Genomic DNA, 19,619 nt, shown 5'->3' with positions numbered 1-19,619 from the left:
AAAAAGCGTTAAGTTCAGTGATTCTTAACGCTTTATATTTTCATTCTTCTTCTTCGTACATTTCGTCGTAACGAGCCGGAATTTGTGGGTCATAAAGTGGACACTTGAACTCTTCCATAATCCCCACTAAAATATCCATTGTTCTTCCAGAAGTTCCATAACAATCAATCTCAACCGTTTGAGCTGTAGTTTTTACTTGGAAAGCACCTACCCCATCATTATTTTTCCAACTGTTCTCATCAACTCGTTCCCATTTAGAAAAAACAGAAGCAATTCTATTCATAATTACAGTTACAGGAAGTTCTTCTAAACCTTCAATGAATTCTTGCTCATCAATAGCTTCATAAACTAATTGATGGTTTAAATATACCTCTTCTAAATATTTCCAAAAAACTAATTCGTACATCTGTAAAAATTGAAAGATTAAAAAATTGAAAGATTAAAATCAATCAATACTCTATTTTGATTAATATTCAAAAGTTCCGTATTCGCTAGAAATAGTCAACTTTTTAGTGTCGGCAGCTTCAACACGACCAACAATTTGAGCATTTACGTTGAATGATTTTGAAATTGCAATAATATCTTCGGCAACTTCGGCAGGAACATACAATTCCATACGGTGACCGCAGTTGAAAACCTGATACATCTCTTTCCAATCTGTTTTTGATTGTTCTTGAATCAATTGGAACAAAGGTGGAACAGGGAATAAATTGTCTTTTATAATATGTAAATTATCTACAAAATGTAAAATCTTAGTTTGCGCTCCACCACTACAGTGCACCATTCCGTGAATTTCATTTGAAGAATATTGGTCTAATATTTTCTTGATAATGGGTGCGTAAGTACGTGTTGGCGAAAGCACTAATTGTCCAGCATCAATTGGAGAATTCTCCACTGCATCAGTCAATTTTACTTGTCCTGAATAAATCAATTCTTCTGGAACAGCAGCATCGTAACTTTCTGGATATTTGGCTGCCAAATATTTCCCAAAAACATCATGACGAGCCGATGTTAATCCGTTACTTCCCATTCCACCATTATAGCTTTTTTCATAAGAAGCCTGACCAAAAGATTCTAATCCAACAATGACATCGCCAGCCTTGATATTAGCATTATCAATTACTTTAGAGCGTTTCATACGAGCCGTAACAGTAGAATCGACAATAATGGTACGTACAATATCACCCACATCGGCAGTTTCACCACCAGTAGAATGAATGCTCACACCAAATGAAGCTAACTCCTTAATTAATTCTTCCGTCCCATTGATAATAGCCGAAATAACTTCAGCAGGGATTAGATTTTTATTTCTTCCAATGGTAGAAGAAAGCAAAATATTATCGGTTGCTCCTACACATAATAAATCGTCAATATTCATGATTAATGCATCCTGAGCGATACCTTTCCAAACAGAAATATCTCCTGTTTCTTTCCAGTACATGTAAGCCAATGAGGATTTAGTTCCAGCACCATCGGCGTGCATAATAAGACAATATTCATCGTCTTGGGTTAGATAATCAGGGACAATTTTACAAAATGCTTGAGGAAACAATCCTTTATCTATATTTTTTATAGCATTATGTACATCTTCTTTGGATGCCGAAACACCACGTTGTGCATATCTTTTTGAAGTATCTGAACTCATGAATTGTAATTGTGTAGTTGCATTGAGGCAACTTGGTTTTCCGGCAAAGATACTAATTCCATTTAGGATTTCAGAATTAGCATTTAGGATTTATTATACTTTTTTGATTTCCAAATCATCAGTATAAAAAAACCCGACTAAATTTGGAGTTCAGTCGGGTTTTAGATTATTTTATTTTTTTATTTCGTAAGCAATAATTCTCTGTATTTAGTTAGCGTCCACAATTCATTATCTACTAACAACTCTAATTTATCACAGTGATTTCTAATGATTTCAAAATATGGCTTTACTTTATTGCAATAAGCTTCGGCAGTTTTTTGAGCATCATTCAACATATTCGCTTTCTTTCTTTCGTTTCGCATTTCTTCAACCTTAGCATTAATACCTTCGATATGAAGCGAAATTTCTTTAATCAAACCTATTTGCTCTTTTGCAATAGATTCAAATTCATTACCAAAAATATCTTTCAGACCTTTTACATTTTCAATTAAAGTATTTTGATAACGAATAGCCGTTGGAATCACATGATTTTTAGAAATATCACCTAGAACTCTACTTTCTATTTGAATTTTCTTAGTGTATTCTTCTAATTCAATTTCGTAGCGCGCTTCCACCTCTACGTGATTCATAATTCCTAATTCCGAGAACAAATCCAGTGCTCGTTTTGACGCTCTTGCTTTCAAAGCTTCAGGTGTAGTTTTAAAATTACTCAGCCCTCTTTTCTTAGCTTCTTTTTCCCAAGCTTCGCTATAACCGTCTCCTTCAAAAAGAATATCTTTTGACACCTTAATATACTCTCTTAAAACATTAAAAATAGCATCGTCTTTTTTCATTGCTTTCGACTCAATCAAAGCATCTACTTCTACTTTAAAATCTCTCAATTGTTTTGCTACAATGGTATTTAAAGTCGTCATCGCATTCGAACAATTGGCCGAAGAACCAACAGCTCTAAACTCAAATTTATTTCCTGTAAAGGCAAAAGGAGACGTTCTGTTTCTATCTGTATTATCTAATATTACTTCCGGAATTTTACCAACTACATTTAATTTCAAATCGGTTTTTTCCTCAGGAGATAATTTTCCTCTGGTAACACTTTCCAATTCAGCTAACACCTTAGTTAGTTGTTCTCCAATAAATACCGAAATAATGGCTGGTGGCGCTTCATTAGCCCCTAAACGGTGATCATTACTTGCCGTTGCAATCGATGCACGAAGTAATTCTTCATAATCATTAACCGCTTTAATAGTATTAATAAAGAAAGTTAGAAATTGTAAATTACTCATTGGCGTTTTACTTGGACTCAACAAATTGACTCCTGTATCGGTTGCTAATGACCAGTTATTATGTTTTCCAGAACCATTTACACCTTTAAAAGGCTTTTCATGTAACAACACTTTAAAATCATGACGTTCAGCTACTTTTTGCATAACATCCATCAAAAGACAGTTATGATCTACCGCTAAATTAGTCTCTTCAAAAATAGGCGCTAATTCAAATTGATTAGGTGCTACCTCATTATGACGTGTTTTTACCGGAATTCCAAGTAACATACATTCCTGTTCCAAATCACGCATATAAATCAAGGCACGAGTAGGAATGGAACCAAAATAATGATCATCTAATTGTTGTCCTTTGGCCGAAGTATGTCCTAACAACGTTCTTCCGGTCATCATCAAATCAGGTCGAGAATGCGCTAAGGCTTTATCTACCAAAAAATATTCTTGCTCCCAACCCAAAGTTGCGGTAACTTTTTTTACATTTTTATCAAAATAACGACAAACTTCAGTAGCTGCCTCATCCATAGCTGCTAGAGCTCTTAATAAAGGAATCTTATTATCTAAAGCCTCACCTGTATAAGAAATAAAAACTGTTGGAATACACAATGTTGTACCGTAAATAAATGCTGGCGATGTAGGGTCCCAAGCGGTATAACCGCGGGCTTCAAAAGTATTTCTGATACCTCCGTTAGGAAAACTGGAAGCATCAGGTTCTTGTTGTACCAATTGAGCACCTCCAAATTTTTCAACAGGATCACTACCATCAAAAGAAGTTTCAAAAAAAGCATCGTGCTTTTCTGCAGTAGTTCCGGTTAAAGGCTGAAACCAGTGGGTATAATGAGTTACACCTTTAGACAAAGCCCATTCTTTCATCCCCATAGCAATATAATCGGCGAGCTTTCTATCTATTTTACTACCACTATCTATGGCTCCTTGCACTGCTTTAAAAGCATCTGAAGTCAAATATTGCTTCATTGCTTTTTCATTAAACACATTCGAACCAAAAATACTTGACTTTCTATTGGTTTCTTCAAAATGTATGGGTTTTCTATTTGAAGCCTCTCTTAATGCTTGAAAACGTATTGTTGACATTATAGACTGTTATTTTAAACTGTTAATAATCAATATTTATAATTAAAAACACAAATATAACGAATATCAAGCTAAAAACAGTCCCATACACTATTGCTAAATTGCTTTTTATTTAGCTTCAAAATTGCTTTTTTTTGAATATCCCCCCTACCAAAATATAGTAATGTGAAAAATAACCGCTATTCAAACAAAAGCCCCCCCAAGGTTTTCAGCACTAAAAAAAAAATTCTATATTTGCACCTCAGTTAAAATCAAGAAAATTAATTTATATTATTATGGCAAAAATAAAATTAGAGTACATTTGGCTAGATGGATACGAGCCAACTCAAAATCTTAGAAGTAAAACTAAAGTTGAAGAGCACGAAAACTTCAAAGGAACTTTAGAAGAATTAGACAAATGGTCATTTGACGGTTCATCTACAAGACAAGCTGAAGGTGGTTCTTCTGACTGTTCATTAGTTCCAGTTGCTATTTATCCAGATCCAGCACGTATCAACGGATATTTAGTAATGTGTGAAGTTATGAATGCTGATGGTACTCCACACCCTTCAAATGGTAGAGCTACTATTGACGATGACAATGATGATTTCTGGTTTGGTTTTGAGCAAGAGTACTTTATCATGGATACTAAAACTCAATTGCCATTAGGTTTCCCTGTAGGAGGTTACCCTGCTCCACAAGGTATGTACTACTGTTCAGTTGGTGGAAAAAACACTCACGGAAGAGCTTTAGTAGAAGAGCATGCTAATTTATGTATTGACGCAGGATTAAACTTTGAAGGTATCAACCAAGAAGTTGCTGCTGGACAATGGGAATTCCAATTATTTGCTAAAGGTGCTAAAAAAGCAGGTGATGAAATCTGGGTTGCTAGATACTTACTTGATCGTTTGACTGAAAAATATGGTTACTATATTGAGTACCACCCAAAACCTCTAGGAAAAGATATGGACTGGAATGGTTCTGGTATGCACGCTAACTTCTCTAACAATGTATTAAGAACATGTGGAGACAGAGCTACTTACGAAAAAATCTGTGAGGCTTTCCGTCCAGTTGTTGAAGAACACATTGCTGTTTACGGAGCTTACAACGACCAACGTTTGACTGGTAAACACGAAACTGCATCTATCCACGATTTCTCTTATGGAATTTCTGACAGAGGATGTTCTATCCGTATTCCTTTAATCACCGTTCAAAAAGGATGGAAAGGATGGTTAGAAGACAGAAGACCAGCTTCTAACGGGGACCCATACAAAATTGCTGCAAGAATTATCAAAACAGTTAAATCTGCTTTGTAATTTCAATTTTATAAAAAAGAAAAATGCCTTCAGAAATGAGGGCATTTTTTTTACAACAAATCAAACACTTAAAACGAAGACATCTAACATCAAAAAGCTATATTTGTAATAATACAAAATAAATATCATGATAGTTTGGATTTGTTTTATTAGCACTATATTCGTATTTCTTGCTCTGGATTTAGGAATTTTCAATAAAAACCCACACATAATCAGTTCTAAAGAAGCTGGTAAATGGACTGCAATTTGGGTTTCCTTATCTTTTCTTTTCTCATTAGTAATTTATTGGCTTTACAAACATAACTATATTGAAAATCCCGATTCGTTAAAACCATCGGTAGCCTCAATAAAATTTATAACGGGCTATCTCATCGAACTTTCCCTCAGTATTGATAATATCTTTATTATTGCTATTATTTTTTCATCCTTTAGAATCCCTAAAAAACACCAACATCGTGTTCTTTTTTGGGGAATAATAGGAGCTATACTCTTTAGAGGAATCATGATTTACTTTGGAGTATTGATAATTAAAAAATTCATCTGGACAACCTATTTATTTGGAACTTTTTTAATTTACACTGCCTTTAAAATGTTTTTCAAAAAAGAAGAACAAGAATACAACCCTCATAATTCTGTTTTTTACAAATACCTAAAAAAACTAACTCCTATAACTACTAAAATTGAGAGTGAACATTTTTTTGTCAAAATAAATAATATCAACACAGCAACCCCATTATTTGTAGCCTTAGTCATTATTGAAGTAATGGATATTGTTTTTGCATTAGATAGTGTTCCTGCTATACTAGCCATTACTTCAGATCCTTTTTTAGTCTTTAGCTCTAATATTTTTGCTATTCTAGGATTACGTTCTATGTATTTTTTCCTAGCCAATATGCTGGAAAAATTTGGATATTTAGAATACAGCTTAATAGCAATTCTATGTTTTGTAGGTTTAAAAATGCTGTTGCATGATTTTATTAAAATCCCTGAATGGGCCTCACTATCCTTTATAGCAGTAGCACTTTTAGTTGGCATCCTTACTTCATTAGCCAGAAAAAACAATAAATAAAAAAAAATCTACTTAAATTTTACAAAAAATAAATCACTAAAAATCAACCACATACATGATTATCTGTCGTTTTATTGAAAAAAACTAACTTCACTCCCAACCTTTTCTAATATTAATTGCTCTTTATAATTAAAGACCTTATTGTGATAAACGAAAATCTAATACTAGCCTGTAAAAAAATGCAACGAGATGCTCAGCGTCAGGTGTATGAGTTTTTGGCGCCAAAACTCTACGCTAATTGCAAACGCTATTTGAAACAGGAAGAGGAAATTGAGGAAGCTTTGGCCGATGCTTTTTACATCATTTTTACTAAAATAGACCAATTAAAAGAAATAGGCGCTTTTGAAGCTTGGGCCCGAAAAATAGCAGTCAATCAATGCTTGGCTACTATTAAAAAGAAAACCAACTTTAACATGTATCTCGATGATGTAAAAACTCTATCGCAACCCTTTACAGAAGAAGTAACCAATCTTGAAGAAGAAGATTTACTGCAATTACTCAATCATATTCCTATGGGATGCAAAACTATCTTTAACCTCTTTGTCATTGAAGGTTACAGTCACAAAGAAATAGCCAGCATGCTTAACATTTCTGAAGGCACATCAAAATCACAATTGAATGCTTCGAAAACCAAATTGAAGGAATTAGTAAACCATCTGTATTATCAAAAATCGAATTAGTCATGGACAATCAAGATAAAATATATAACAAAATCAAAAGCGCAGCTCACAAGGCGGAGCAACAAGATTTTCCAGGAATGGAAAAGGTGTGGGCTCGCGTGGAGGAAAAACTCGACAAAAAAGAAGATAAAAAAGCCATTGTACTTTGGAAAAAGCTAGCCGTTGCCGCTTCACTCTTATTGTTTTTCTCTTTGGGTTATCAGTTTCTAAAAACCGATTCAAATCAAATTGTTCCAAAAGAAAACAAGAAAAACAATATCGTAGTCAAAGAAAAAAACAATTCAAAAATTAGCAATCCAAATGACACTAAAGAAAATAATGTAGTAGTCCAAGAAAAAACAGAGCCGAAACCAACCGATAAATTTTCAAAAAACATCAAATCCAATGCGGAAGTCATTCTAAAAAAACAAATTGAAAACCCAGTTACTTTGACTGAAGTAGATACAATTGCAAAAATAAATACCAGCACTAATGGAAATGGAATTGCATCAATGCAAGCAAAAATCGAGGCTTTAAATGAAGTAGTAGTTGTTGGCTATGGAACTCAAAAAAAATCTAATTTAACGGGTTCAGTTACTGCTATAAAAAATAACCAACCAATAGTTGTAAATCATAGCAATAACAATGGCTTGATGAATATTAGCAAGCGTGATAATATACCAAGTCGTGTCGTTACTGCTGCTGATTTAGAAAAAACAAAACCAGTTTATATAACTAATGCACTTCAAGGAAGAGTTGCTGGACTTAAAACATCTCCTAATACAAGTCAAGCTACACCTGGCTCCAATCTAAACATTATGATTCGAGGTGGAGGTTCAATTAAACTTGGAAATGAACCTTTATATATTGTTGATGGAGTCCCTGTTAATTCAACATTATCAGCAATAAAACCTAATGATATTGCAACAATTGATGTATTGAAAGATGCTTCAGCAAATGCTATTTATGGAAGCCATGGAGCAAACGGAGTGATTTTAATAACTACAAAAAACGGAATCCATCAAAAACTTTCTAAAAAACAATTAGAAAGAAATCTCAAAAAACTGAATAAAAACAAAAAATCAGAAGAAAAAGCAGTACCCCCAAAATCTATTGAAGTTTCTCAGGAAGACTATGAAACCTTTGTCGAAAACCAATTTGAAACGCCTAAAAATGCACCTTTATCTACTTTTTCCATCGATGTGGACAATGCCTCATATACTAATATTCGTCGTTTTTTAAACAATGGACAAACGGTACCAAAGGACGCCGTTAGAATTGAGGAAATGATGAACTTTTTCAAATACAAATACCCACAACCTCAAAGTCAGCATCCTTTTTCTATCAATACGGAATACAGTGATTGTCCTTGGAACAGCAGACACCGACTGTTAAAAATCGGATTGCAGGGCAAAAACATTCCAACCGAAAATTTACCAGCTTCCAATTTGGTTTTCCTGATTGATGTTTCGGGTTCTATGAGCGATGCTAACAAACTTCCTTTACTCAAACAATCGATGAAAATTTTAGTAAACGAACTAAGAAAAGAAGACAAAGTGGCTATTGTTGTTTATGCTGGTGCTGCTGGAATGGTTTTGCCACCAACTTCGGGAGACAAAAAACAAACCATCATCAATGCCTTAGACAATCTTAACGCTGGTGGTAGCACCGCTGGAGGAGCAGGAATTGAATTGGCATATAGAACTGCAATGGAAAACTTTATCAAAGGCGGAAACAATCGTGTTATTCTGGCGACTGATGGCGATTTTAATGTGGGCAGCTCTTCTAATACCGACATGCAAACTTTGATTGAAGAAAAACGTAAATCGGGTGTTTTCTTGACTTGTTTGGGATACGGAATGGGGAATTACAAGGACAGCAAAATGGAAATTCTAGCCAACAAAGGCAATGGAAACTATGCTTATATCGATAACATTCAAGAAGCCAATCGTTTTTTAGGAAAAGAATTCAAAGGCTCCATGTTTGCTATCGCCAAAGATGTAAAAATCCAAATTGAATTCAACCCAAAACACGTCCAAGCCTATCGATTAATTGGTTACGAAAACAGAAAACTACGTCCTGAAGATTTTAAAAATGATGCTATTGATGCTGGGGAATTAGGAAGCGGACACACAGTAACGGCTTTGTATGAAATTATTCCAACAGGTATTCAAAGCGATTATACCGTAGACGATTTAAAATATACTAAAACCAGTAGTACGACTAATTACAGTAATGAATTAGCAACGATAAAATTTCGTTACAAAAAACCGGATGGAGATAAGAGTATCGAAATGGTAAAAGTAATTGATAACAAATCCGTTCCATTGAATAACGTTTCTAATGATTTCAAATTTTGTACTTCCGTAGCTTGGTTTGGATTGAAATTAAGAGATTCAAAATTGGTACCCAATAAAGAAACAGTAAAGATTAAAAAATTAGCCAAAGAAGGATTATCTAATGATGAAGACGGTTACAAATCCGAATTTATTCGATTAGTCGAAACAGTAAAATAAATAAAAAAACCATTAAGAAGTTAAGTTTTAAGCTTAATCTCTTAATGGTTTTAAAAATTGAATTCTGAGTACTTATTTTTTATTCTGAATAGTTTCTCTATTTTTCTGTTCTTTTAAAATTGTAGCCATGTAAGGCTGCGTTTCTTTTTCAATTTCAGCAACTGTAATATTCAAACTAGTAGGACCAGAAACCAACTGATACCAAGGTTTTGTTTCGCCAAAAGGATAACTCCCAAAAACAATTACAGGAGTCCCTTTTGCTTTTATATTTTGATTATCCTGAAGAATCCATTCGTCAGCCCATTTATAGAGATTTTTAGCATCACTTTCTTGAAGTCGCAAACAAGAATGTGACGCTGGATAACCCGGTAATTCATATTGATGAAAACCAACACCCAATTTATTTTCTAAATTGAAATTCCATTTTAAATCCCATTCGTCATTAAACGTACTGGTTGTCTTTTCGGCTTTCCAATTAGTAAAAAACAAACCTGTAGGCGTTTTATCGTTTTTCCTTCCCATGTTAGTAGGTCCTGTATAAATTAACTGTCCATTTTCATAAGCAGCAAATGTTTGGGTTAGATAAGAGAAATAGATCATTTTATCAATCTCTTCCAAATAAGGAACTTCCAATGGAAAGGGTAAATAATACGCTAAATCTCCTGTAGCATCAGTAGTAACTAAAACCGAATCTAATTTTTTAAAATTATCCGCATCAGTTCTATTAATAGCATAAGCAATATGCAATTGAGCAGTATCCTGAACTGTTTTCTCTAACCATTCCTTAGTTTTTTCAAAATGATAGGAGATTTCATTGGGTTTCTTTCGTTCTATTTTAATTATCTTTTTGTCTGCTGGTGAATTCTCTTTTTGAATTTTATTATTCTCTTTACAAGAAAACAACACAGAACAAACTAACGCACTAAGTATAACTATTTTTGATTTCATAATGCTTCAATTTTAATTATCTTAAAATTAACTCATTAGTAAGCCAACTCCCTTATAGAATTAAACAAAGAGTTTATAGAATTCAACTTTAAAAACTTCACTATTAAAAAATTAAATTGATTAAGTTATTCACTTAATTTTCTTAATCTCTTAGTGGTTAAACTCATTTGTACTTTTAATACAAACTTAACAAATGTCGCAAGGCTTAAAAAACTTATATGGTAAAAAACAAAAACCATTAAAAAATCAAGCAAAAAACTTAATCTCTTAATGGTTTAAATTATTTAAGTAAAGACTAAACTAAAGTCTCAACAAATTCCATTCGCACACTACCGTCTTCGTCAATGTGTGTCAATTGAACGTGTTGCAAGGTATTAGCTAATTCTGGATTCCAAGGCGTTTTTACTTTAACATAATTCTCGGTAAAACCGTGAATATACCCTTCTTTATTTTCGCTTTCGAATAAAACGGTTCTGCTCGTTCCTAGCTGACTTTCATAAAAGGCACGGCGCTTTTTAACCGATAAACTGCGTAACATTTTACTTCGCTTAGCACGAACATTCGACGGAACCACACCCGGCATTTCGGCTGCTTCCGTATTATCTCTTTCTGAATAGGTAAAAACGTGTAAATAGGAAATATCCAAATCATTCAGAAAATGATAGGTTTCTAAGAAATGTTCATCCGTTTCTCCCGGAAAACCTACAATGACATCGACACCAATACAGGCATGTGGCATCACTTCTCTTATTTTATTGACTCTTTCGGTATAAACCTCACGCAGGTAACGACGTTTCATTAATTTCAAAATATCATTACTCCCTGATTGTAGCGGAATATGAAAATGGGGTACAAAAGTTCTGCTTTTAGATACAAACTCGATGGTTTCATTTTTCAACAAATTCGGTTCTATAGACGAAATTCGCAATCTTTCGATTCCTTCAACTTCATCCAAAGCCTGAACCAATTCTAAAAAAGTATGTTCGTGTTTTTTGTTTCCAAATTCCCCTTTTCCGTAATCACCAATGTTCACACCAGTAAGCACAATTTCTTTGATGCCTTGTTTCGAAATTTCGTAGGCATTTTTCAATACATTTTCCAGTTCGTCACTACGTGAAATTCCACGAGCTAGCGGAATCGTACAATAGGTACATTTGTAATCGCAGCCATCTTGTACTTTTAAGAAAGCACGAGTTCTGTCACCAATAGAATAACTACCCACATAAAAATCAGCTTCCGAAATCTCGCAGGAATGCACTTCGCCAATATCATTTTTAGACAAATCATTGATGTAATCGTTCAGTTTGAACTTTTCAGTCGCACCCAGCACCAAATCCACCCCATCCACATTGGCTAACTCTTCGGGTTTCAATTGCGCATAACAACCCATCGCAGCAATAAAGGCATTGCTGTTTAGTTTCATCGCTTTGCGAACCACTTGTTTGAATTGTTTATCGGCATTTTCGGTTACAGAGCAAGTGTTGATGACATACATATCAGCCACTTCCTCAAAATCCACGCGGTCAAATCCTTCGTCCTGTAAGTTACGGGCAATTGTCGAAGTCTCTGAAAAATTCAGTTTACAGCCTAAGGTATAAAAGGCCACTTTTTTTCTTTTTTCCATAAGTAGTCGCTAATAATGAAATCGTTGTCAAAAATTAGCATGCGCAAATTTACAAACAAATAAGGAAATTGTACAACCTATTTATATTTTATTCTAATAAACGATTTTGTAGTTATTTATTGATATATTTGAGAAAAAGATTTTAATTATTATATTTCTAAAATACAATTATTCATTGTTTATGAAACACATCAAAAAGAAATTTCTATTTCATGAATTTTTACAGAATAAAGATGATGAAAAAATATTTAAAAATGATTTTGAAGAAATTCCATTACCACAGAATATAGACTCTCAAAAAATTTTAAAAGCCGCGAAAGGGAATGTTGGTATTATAAAACGTACCAATGAAGAAAATATATTTAGTATGGTTTATAATGATAATGGAACATACTGTATGATTCCTGTTCCTGATTTTTCATTAATGAATTTTAACCAAGCATACAAATATAACATTGATAGAAAAGAACTTCGAAAAGAGTTAATGAAGCACTTTAAAGATTTAAATAGCGAAGAATACAAAAATTTTGCATTTGCCTATGAATTCCAAGGTTGTGCAAGTGCATGTATAATAATGTTATTCACATCGATAGAATGTTTTGTAAACGATATAATCCCAGCCGAATTTCAATATATTATTTCTGACACAAAACGCACAGAAATATATAACAAAGAGCAAATTCAAGAATTTATTCCATTCATGGATAAATTAAAAAAAGTTTTACCACAAGCTCTTGGAAAAGATTTTTTTTCGAAACCAACTCCTTCCACTTCACATATATATAATCTTAAAGAATTACGAAATGCTATTGTCCATACAAAATCTGACTTAACTGGACAAAATCATGCTGACATCTTAAAAAAATTATTAAACTTCAAATATGATGAAACATTCAAAGCAATATCTTTATATTTTAATTTCTACAAAGAAGGCTTTGTTGAAGATTGTCCTTGCGATGAGATGTGGTAAAACAGCATTGTTTCTTTCATATACCATTACCCTCCATAACTAAAAAAACCATTAAGAAATCAAGCTTAAGAACAAATCTTAAATCCCTAAATTTCTTAATGGTTTAAAAAAAGTAAAACGGCTTAAGTCAATATAAATCGCTCAATTACCTCAGCAACACCGTGATCGTTATTAGAAGCTACAACCACATTGCCTTTGTCTCTTAAATGTGCTTCTACATTATCAAACCAAACAACCTGGACGGTAAATTGTGAGACTGACTCGGCAATATCCCAATTTAAAAAATATACTCTATTTCAGTAAAATAACAGCATGAATTATTGCCCTATTTTATCAATAAAAAAACAACTTTTAAAAATTAATTTGTAAGAAAAAATTTTTATTTTCGCAAAGACATAATTTTTGTTTAAAAATTACAAAAATTATCTTATTAACAATACCAGCTAATTCATTCGCTAACCGTTTTAAAAAATACCAAACCTACCATCTGACCATGAAAAAAAACATCCTGACCCTTTTGTTCTGCTTTACTTCTTTTTTGCTTTTTTCGCAGGAAAACGATTTTAAAATACAGATTGACTCTATTGAAAAAACATTCACCTATCAGCATGGAACCATTACGCTTGATAATGGTGTCGGCCAAATTAAAGTTCCTGAAGGCTTTAAATATCTTGATGCTAAACAGGCTGAAAAAGTAATTGTTGACCTTTGGGGCAACCCAAAAACAGAAAACATTTCCCTAGGCATGCTTTTACCGGAAGCACAAAGTGTTTTAGATGAAAAGGGCTACGTCTTTAATATACAATACGATGAAATAGGTTATGTAAAAGATGATGACGCTGATGATATTGACTACGACGATTTGTTATCCGACCTGAAAGAAGAATCCAAGACAGAAAATGAACAACGCAAAAAAGAAGGATATGCTCCCATTACTATTGTGGGCTGGGCTGCCAAACCTTTTTATGATAAAGACCGTAAAATACTTCATTGGGCAAAAGAAATTAAATTTGGAGATGATGAAGTGAATACCCTAAACTACAATATTCGAATTCTTGGACGAAAAGGAGTAATGGTGCTTAATGCTATTGCTTCTACAAAAGAATTAGGACTCGTGCAGAAAGATATCAGTAAAGTATTAGATGTAGTGCAATTTAACGATGGGTACCAATACGATGATTTTGATTCGAACGTAGATGAAGTGGCTGCCTGGACTATTGGCGGTTTAGTAGCCGGAAAGGTTTTGGCTAAAGTCGGTTTCTTTGCCATTATCGCCAAATTTGGGAAGCTAATTTTTATAGGTATCTTAGGTCTTTTTACTGCTTTCAAAAAACGAATGGCACGCTTTTTTTCAAAAAACAAGAATGAAGAACCAGAAGTGATAGAAGTTCCGGAATTGACTGAAGTGATAGAAGTTCCCGCAGATAATGAGGAAAAATAAATAGTAGTAACCATAAACAAATAATCGTCAGCTAGCTTTGTATTGACAACCAATACTTCTCAAGCTGGCGATTATTCTATTTCTTAAAGACCATTGTTATCTCAAAATAGTAATAACATCAAAAAAACATCTTAATCAATCATTAATAACAACTTTATGAAAAAAACATTGCTACTTCTTTTACTTACAATTACAAATTCGATTCTGGCGCAATCTGTAACAAAACTAAAAGTCACTGAAAGTGCAGAATACAAAGATGATGTCAAATCAATAGATATCCTAACAATTCATACTGCCGAGTCAGGTGAAACAGGAATAATTAGAAGAGGTAAGAATGATTTCTTATTTGACATTTTTGACACTAAACTCCACAAAACATTTTCTAAAGTTTTGGAAGCTGAAAAAGACGAGAAATACGTAGGTGATTTATTCTTCAAAAATCAGTTAAAATTATTTACAGTTTATGCCCCTGAAAAAGACAAGCGAACTTTATTTTGTTACACACTAAATCTTAATTCAAAATCTTGTACCAAAACAACTATTTTTGAAGCCTCAGTTGAAAAAAATCAAAGTTTATTTGGTTCAAAAAACAAACACAAAACCAATTTTGCTTTATCACCTAATGGCAATTATTTTGCTATTGCAACTGATAACATTCTTAAAAATAAAAACTCCTACACCATCCGTGTTTATGATTCAAAAACTGAAAATTTAATCTATTCAAATTCCTATCAGGAAGACGAAAAAAAGACATTTGAATTTAATGACTTATTTATTGATAACGAAGGAAATGTCTTTTCGTTAGGTAAACTTTACAAAAATGGATCATCGGATAAAAATGCTTATGGAGATGCCAATTATCAATTTGTACTTAATAAAATTACAAAAGATAAAACAAGCTTTACACTTATAGACCTAGAAAATGAACACATTAATTCTCTAAGTATTTCAATCAATAACAATGAATTAAATCTAATAGGTTTTTATTCTGAATTGAATGTAAACAGAATTAAAGGTGGATGCAGTTTTGTAATCAATACCAACGATCTAAGTATTAAAAGAAAAAAAATACAAGAACTGCCAAAACAGGTTTATGAAGATTTATACGGTTACAGAACTGCCGAACGCAAAAATGACAAAAAGAAAGAACTAAGAAACTTTGATATAGATTATGTTTTAAGAGATGAAACGAATAATGTTTTCCTTGTAGCCGAAGAATTCTACATAACCTCTATCTATGTTAACACAGGAATGTATGGTGGAGGTTACTGGCAAACGATCTATCATTATGATGATATTTTGATTTTAAAATTTAATACTGAAGGAGATTTGGTTTGGGGAAGAAGTGTTTATAAAAGAGCTACAACACCTTCTTACAATGCTTTTTTAAAAAACGACCAACTCCACCTTATCATGAATTCGGGTAAAAATCTAACTGAAAAAACTGACGGTAGAACAAAATTATCTAAAGGATGGTTAGAATCTACTTCATTGTATGACTTAGAATACTCTAATAAAGGAGAAGTGAACTATAATAAAATACAGGATAATAACGGAAATGAATTTTATCTTCCTTTTTATGGCACTTACGAAGGAAATAAATTTATCATGATGAATGATGGAAGAAAGAAAAAAACATTTATGACCCTAGAATAATTCTACAAAAAAACTAGCAATAAAAAGAAAAAACCATTAAGAAATCAAGATTAAGAACAACTCTTAAATCCCTTAATTTCTTAATGGTTTAAAAAAAGTAAAACGGCTTAAGCCAATATAAATCGCTCAATTACCTCAGCAACTCCGTGATCGTTATTAGAAGCTACTACCACATTGCCTTTGTCTCTTAAATGTGCATCTACATTATCCACCCAAACGCCTAATCCAGCATATTCAATCATGGATAAATCGTTGCCTGCATTCCCCACCGCAATCACCTCTTCTTGCAAAATATTTAATTTTTCGGCTAGAAATTTTACGCTAGCGCCTTTGTCAATTCCGGTTTGAGCCGCTTCTAAGAAAAATGGTTTCGACATACACACACTCAAATGCGGCATGGTTGCTTTCAAGTCATTTTCTACTTCTTTCAAATAAGAAGGTTCTTCGAGCAAAATACATTTTATCGCCGAAGTTTGTACGCGTTCTTTAAAATTAGGTACTACTTCGTGTTCCAATCCTGTAATATTAATTTCGACATCAATATATTCCGAGCGGGTTTCACTCACTACTTTTCCGTCTAAATACGTAATAATATGGGTGTTTTTGGCTTTGCTATAATCGTACAAAGCATGAATTTGTTCTAGTGTCAAACTTTGTTCAAAAATGATTTCGTTGCTTTTTAAATCGGTAACAACAGCTCCATTAAACGAAATCATATAAGAATCCATTAATCCTAAATCTCTAGCATATTCAATCATTGCTGGCGTTGGTCGGCCGGAAGCCAAAATTATCTGTACGCCTTTTTCTTTGGCTTTCGCCAACATGGTTCTATTTTCTTCCGAAATAATATGGTCATCATTCAACAAGGTATCATCCATGTCTAGAACCAACATTTTGTATTTCATTTGTTTTATTTTTTGTTCTGCAAAGTTTACACTTTACCGAGTAATATATCTAGTAAATTTTAAATTTTCTTTCTCTAGCAATAACAAGTTACCGAAATAGCAACCTATTAGATAATAAGAGGCAGAAACTCCATTTTTTGAAATTTTAAGATTAAAATTATCCAAAACTTGAATATTTGGATTTAAGCCAATTGGATCACCTATATAATAACCACTTTCATATTCCCATAAATTATCCAATCGACTTAACAAAAAGAAATATCGGTCTCCAATAATAATCAGGAAAACAAACAAAGCTATTTGATACGTTTTTCTCATTTGTGCTTATATTACTTTATGTAATTCAGCATTAAATATTCAATCTAAACTCCTCAATTACAGGATTGGCTTTAGCAAAATCAGTTTCTTGGATAAACAATTCCACAGCCGAACCTGAACTTCCAAAACCTGCTAATCTAGCCGATTGAATGTTGTCTTTCATCACCGTATCCACACCTACTGCTTCTATTTTTTCTTTCAAAGCCAAAGCTAAAATCTCGCTTCCCGAAAACACTTTCATTAATCCCATACTATCTTTATATTTTATTTTTCTTCGTTTTCATCCTCATCTTCATCTTCATACTCTTCATTATATTCTAAATCTTCAAAATCAAAAACTTCAGGATCTTCCATCATTTTATAAGCCAAAGTCTCAATTCTTTCTGTTAACTGATCTCCAAAAATAATACGCTGTGTTTTAGCAATACTATTCGAAATACGCATAATCTTAGTTTCGTGACGTAATTTCAAAATCGGATTCGCATCATCTAGAATAAACATTTTCAATCGGTTCACATTATAACCAGCCGTCGAAAACATATCGCTCAACTTATTTGGCGTACCAATCAAAACATCAATTCCGGTAGAAACATAGTTTTTATCATAATCCATATCACCTTTATCATGAACACCATAGACTTCTAAATTACTGTATTTCCCATATTTTTCAAAAAGGGCTTCCATTTCCAGCACTTTTTCTTTGTCTTCCACAATAATCAAAGCTCTTGGCGATTCTTCAGTTGCACCAATCAATCGCTGAATCACATTCAACACAATTGTTGTTGTTTTTCCATCACCATCAGGAGCAATAATAATACAATCGACTCCGCTTTTTATGGTCGAAAAAGTTTCTTGTTGCAAATCATTGGCTTCGGTCAAACCATTTTCAACCAATGCCTGCTGTAACTTTTCGTTTATTTTTTTTAGTTTCATATATTTTATATTGAAAGATTTAATAATTGAAAAATTAAAAGATTGTTCCTCCTAATTTTTAAATATTTAAATCTTTAAATTATTTAATTATTTTGATGCAAACAGCTTCACATCATTCTCCGAAATTTGGCTTCCGCCAAGGATAATCAAGCGTTCCACCACATTGCGTAATTCACGGATATTTCCTGTCCAATCGTATTCTTGTAATAATTTGATAGCATCATCGGTAAATTTCTTTACCGCAGTTCCTTGTTCAGAAGCAATTTTTTCAGAAAAATGAGTCACTAACAACGGAATATCTTCTCGTCGATCATTTAACGAAGGTACTTTAATTAAAATAACAGCCAATCGATGGTACAAATCTTCGCGGAAACGCCCTTCTTCAATTTCTTTTTTCAAGTCTTTGTTGGTTGCCGCCACCACACGTACATCGACTTTTATGTCTTTGTCAGCACCTACTCTAGTGATGATATTTTCCTGTAAGGCACGTAATACTTTGGCCTGAGCCGAAAGACTCATATCGCCAATTTCATCTAAGAAAATTGTTCCTTTATCTGCCGCTTCAAACTTTCCTGCTCTATCCTTAACTGCCGATGTAAAAGCACCTTTTACGTGACCAAACAATTCGCTTTCTATCAATTCAGAAGGTATTGCAGCACAATTTACTTCGATTAAAGGAAAAGCAGCACGCTCACTTTTTTCATGCAATTGATGCGCTACTAATTCTTTTCCGGTTCCATTAGGTCCTGTAACCAGTACGCGAGCTTCGGTTTGAGCGACCTTATCAATCATCATTTTGATATGATTAATAGCTTCACTTTCGCCAATCATCTCGTAGTTTTTACTGACTTTTTTCTTTAGAATTTTATTCTCAACTACCAGTTGTTTTCTATCTAAAGCATTACGAACCGTATTTAACAAACGATTCAAATCAGGTGGTTTTGAAATATAATCAAAGGCACCTAAACGCATCGCATTAATTGCCGTTTCCATATCGCCATGACCAGAAATCATGACCATTGGAATTTCGGGTTTTATTTTCTTGACTTCTTCTAGCAACTCCACGCCATCCATTTTTGGCATCTTTATATCACATAAGACTAAATCGTAATCGTTATTTTTAATTTTTTCTAATCCCAAAACACCATCTTCAGCTTCTTCAACCTGATAGCTTTCATTCTCTTCCGAAAGAATTCTCGAAAGCACTCTTCTGATAGCTGATTCGTCTTCAATTAATAATATTTTACTCATTTGTTATCTGATTATTTGAT

Annotated in this window: 17 protein-coding genes; 7 read left to right on the top strand and 10 right to left on the bottom strand. The window is 33.2% G+C overall.

Annotation, left to right across the window (positions count from 1 at the left end):
- Positions 1–40: 40 nt before the first annotated feature.
- The 3 genes from AC4FRF_RS12050 to AC4FRF_RS12040 form a co-directional block, all read right to left on the bottom strand.
- Complete coding sequence (locus tag AC4FRF_RS12050) at positions 41–406, bottom strand: hypothetical protein (RefSeq protein WP_491159799.1); 366 nt, start codon at positions 404–406, stop codon at positions 41–43.
- A 60-nt stretch (positions 407–466) separates the two neighbouring features.
- Entirely contained in the window at positions 467–1,645 is a 1,179-nt protein-coding gene (locus tag AC4FRF_RS12045; protein ID WP_491159798.1) for an AIR synthase related protein, read from the bottom strand.
- 179 nt (positions 1,646–1,824) lie between these two features.
- Complete coding sequence (locus tag AC4FRF_RS12040; protein ID WP_491159797.1) at positions 1,825–4,014, bottom strand: glutamine synthetase III family protein; 2,190 nt, start codon at positions 4,012–4,014, stop codon at positions 1,825–1,827.
- A 275-nt stretch (positions 4,015–4,289) separates the two neighbouring features.
- Here AC4FRF_RS12040 and AC4FRF_RS12035 point away from each other — a divergent pair, with 275 nt between their 5' ends.
- The 4 genes from AC4FRF_RS12035 to AC4FRF_RS12020 all read left to right on the top strand — a co-directional run bounded on the left by AC4FRF_RS12035 (position 4,290) and on the right by AC4FRF_RS12020 (position 9,553).
- The gene (locus AC4FRF_RS12035) at positions 4,290–5,309 is read left to right on the top strand and encodes a glutamine synthetase beta-grasp domain-containing protein (RefSeq protein WP_491159796.1); all 1,020 of its coding nucleotides are present in this window, start codon (positions 4,290–4,292) and stop codon (positions 5,307–5,309) included.
- 127 nt (positions 5,310–5,436) lie between these two features.
- On the top strand, positions 5,437–6,378 hold the full coding sequence (locus AC4FRF_RS12030) for a TerC/Alx family metal homeostasis membrane protein (RefSeq protein WP_491159795.1): 942 nt from the start codon (positions 5,437–5,439) through the stop codon (positions 6,376–6,378).
- 179 nt (positions 6,379–6,557) lie between these two features.
- Positions 6,558–7,058 (top strand): RNA polymerase sigma factor, encoded by a 501-nt coding sequence (locus AC4FRF_RS12025; RefSeq protein ID WP_491159794.1) that lies wholly within the window; start codon positions 6,558–6,560, stop codon positions 7,056–7,058.
- Between the two features lie 2 nt (positions 7,059–7,060).
- Positions 7,061–9,553 carry a vWA domain-containing protein gene (locus AC4FRF_RS12020; protein WP_491159793.1) on the top strand — a complete coding sequence of 831 codons (2,493 nt, stop codon included), beginning with the start codon at positions 7,061–7,063 and terminating at the stop codon, positions 9,551–9,553.
- Positions 9,554–9,625: 72 nt separating this feature from the next.
- Here the strand turns inward: AC4FRF_RS12020 and AC4FRF_RS12015 are convergent, their stop codons facing one another.
- Together AC4FRF_RS12015 and mtaB are read right to left on the bottom strand one after the other, a co-directional pair.
- A complete protein-coding gene (locus tag AC4FRF_RS12015) occupies positions 9,626–10,501 on the bottom strand; it encodes a L,D-transpeptidase (protein ID WP_491159792.1) in 876 nt (291 codons plus the stop codon).
- Positions 10,502–10,796: 295 nt separating this feature from the next.
- A complete protein-coding gene (gene mtaB / locus AC4FRF_RS12010; RefSeq protein ID WP_491159791.1) occupies positions 10,797–12,125 on the bottom strand; it encodes a tRNA (N(6)-L-threonylcarbamoyladenosine(37)-C(2))-methylthiotransferase MtaB in 1,329 nt (442 codons plus the stop codon).
- Positions 12,126–12,306: 181 nt separating this feature from the next.
- On the opposite strand from mtaB, the gene AC4FRF_RS12005 reads away from it, so the two are divergent.
- From AC4FRF_RS12005 to AC4FRF_RS11995, 3 genes are all read left to right on the top strand, one after another.
- The gene (locus tag AC4FRF_RS12005) at positions 12,307–13,095 is read left to right on the top strand and encodes a hypothetical protein (protein WP_491159790.1); all 789 of its coding nucleotides are present in this window, start codon (positions 12,307–12,309) and stop codon (positions 13,093–13,095) included.
- Between the two features lie 493 nt (positions 13,096–13,588).
- Entirely contained in the window at positions 13,589–14,536 is a 948-nt protein-coding gene (locus AC4FRF_RS12000; RefSeq protein WP_491159789.1) for a DUF2167 domain-containing protein, read from the top strand.
- Between the two features lie 156 nt (positions 14,537–14,692).
- Entirely contained in the window at positions 14,693–16,192 is a 1,500-nt protein-coding gene (locus tag AC4FRF_RS11995) for a hypothetical protein (RefSeq protein WP_491159788.1), read from the top strand.
- A gap of 107 nt (positions 16,193–16,299) precedes the next feature.
- Here the strand turns inward: AC4FRF_RS11995 and AC4FRF_RS11990 are convergent, their stop codons facing one another.
- The 5 genes from AC4FRF_RS11990 to AC4FRF_RS11970 all read right to left on the bottom strand — a co-directional run bounded on the left by AC4FRF_RS11990 (position 16,300) and on the right by AC4FRF_RS11970 (position 19,599).
- Positions 16,300–17,097, bottom strand: coding sequence for a Cof-type HAD-IIB family hydrolase (locus AC4FRF_RS11990; RefSeq protein ID WP_491159787.1), 798 nt, complete (start codon positions 17,095–17,097; stop codon positions 16,300–16,302).
- 33 nt (positions 17,098–17,130) lie between these two features.
- On the bottom strand, positions 17,131–17,415 hold the full coding sequence (locus tag AC4FRF_RS11985; protein ID WP_491159786.1) for a hypothetical protein: 285 nt from the start codon (positions 17,413–17,415) through the stop codon (positions 17,131–17,133).
- A 31-nt stretch (positions 17,416–17,446) separates the two neighbouring features.
- Positions 17,447–17,665: a putative signal transducing protein gene (locus AC4FRF_RS11980; protein WP_491159785.1), complete on the bottom strand. Its 219-nt coding sequence runs from the start codon at positions 17,663–17,665 to the stop codon at positions 17,447–17,449.
- A gap of 14 nt (positions 17,666–17,679) precedes the next feature.
- On the bottom strand, positions 17,680–18,348 hold the full coding sequence (locus AC4FRF_RS11975; RefSeq protein ID WP_491159784.1) for a DEAD/DEAH box helicase: 669 nt from the start codon (positions 18,346–18,348) through the stop codon (positions 17,680–17,682).
- Positions 18,349–18,435: 87 nt separating this feature from the next.
- Positions 18,436–19,599, bottom strand: coding sequence for a sigma-54-dependent transcriptional regulator (locus tag AC4FRF_RS11970; RefSeq protein ID WP_491159783.1), 1,164 nt, complete (start codon positions 19,597–19,599; stop codon positions 18,436–18,438).
- Positions 19,600–19,619: the final 20 nt, after the last annotated feature.

The organism is Flavobacterium sp. ST-158 (genome assembly GCF_058309975.1).
The sequence above is the reverse complement of the archived record's forward strand: the minus strand, read 5'-3'. Positions and strand labels throughout refer to the sequence as shown.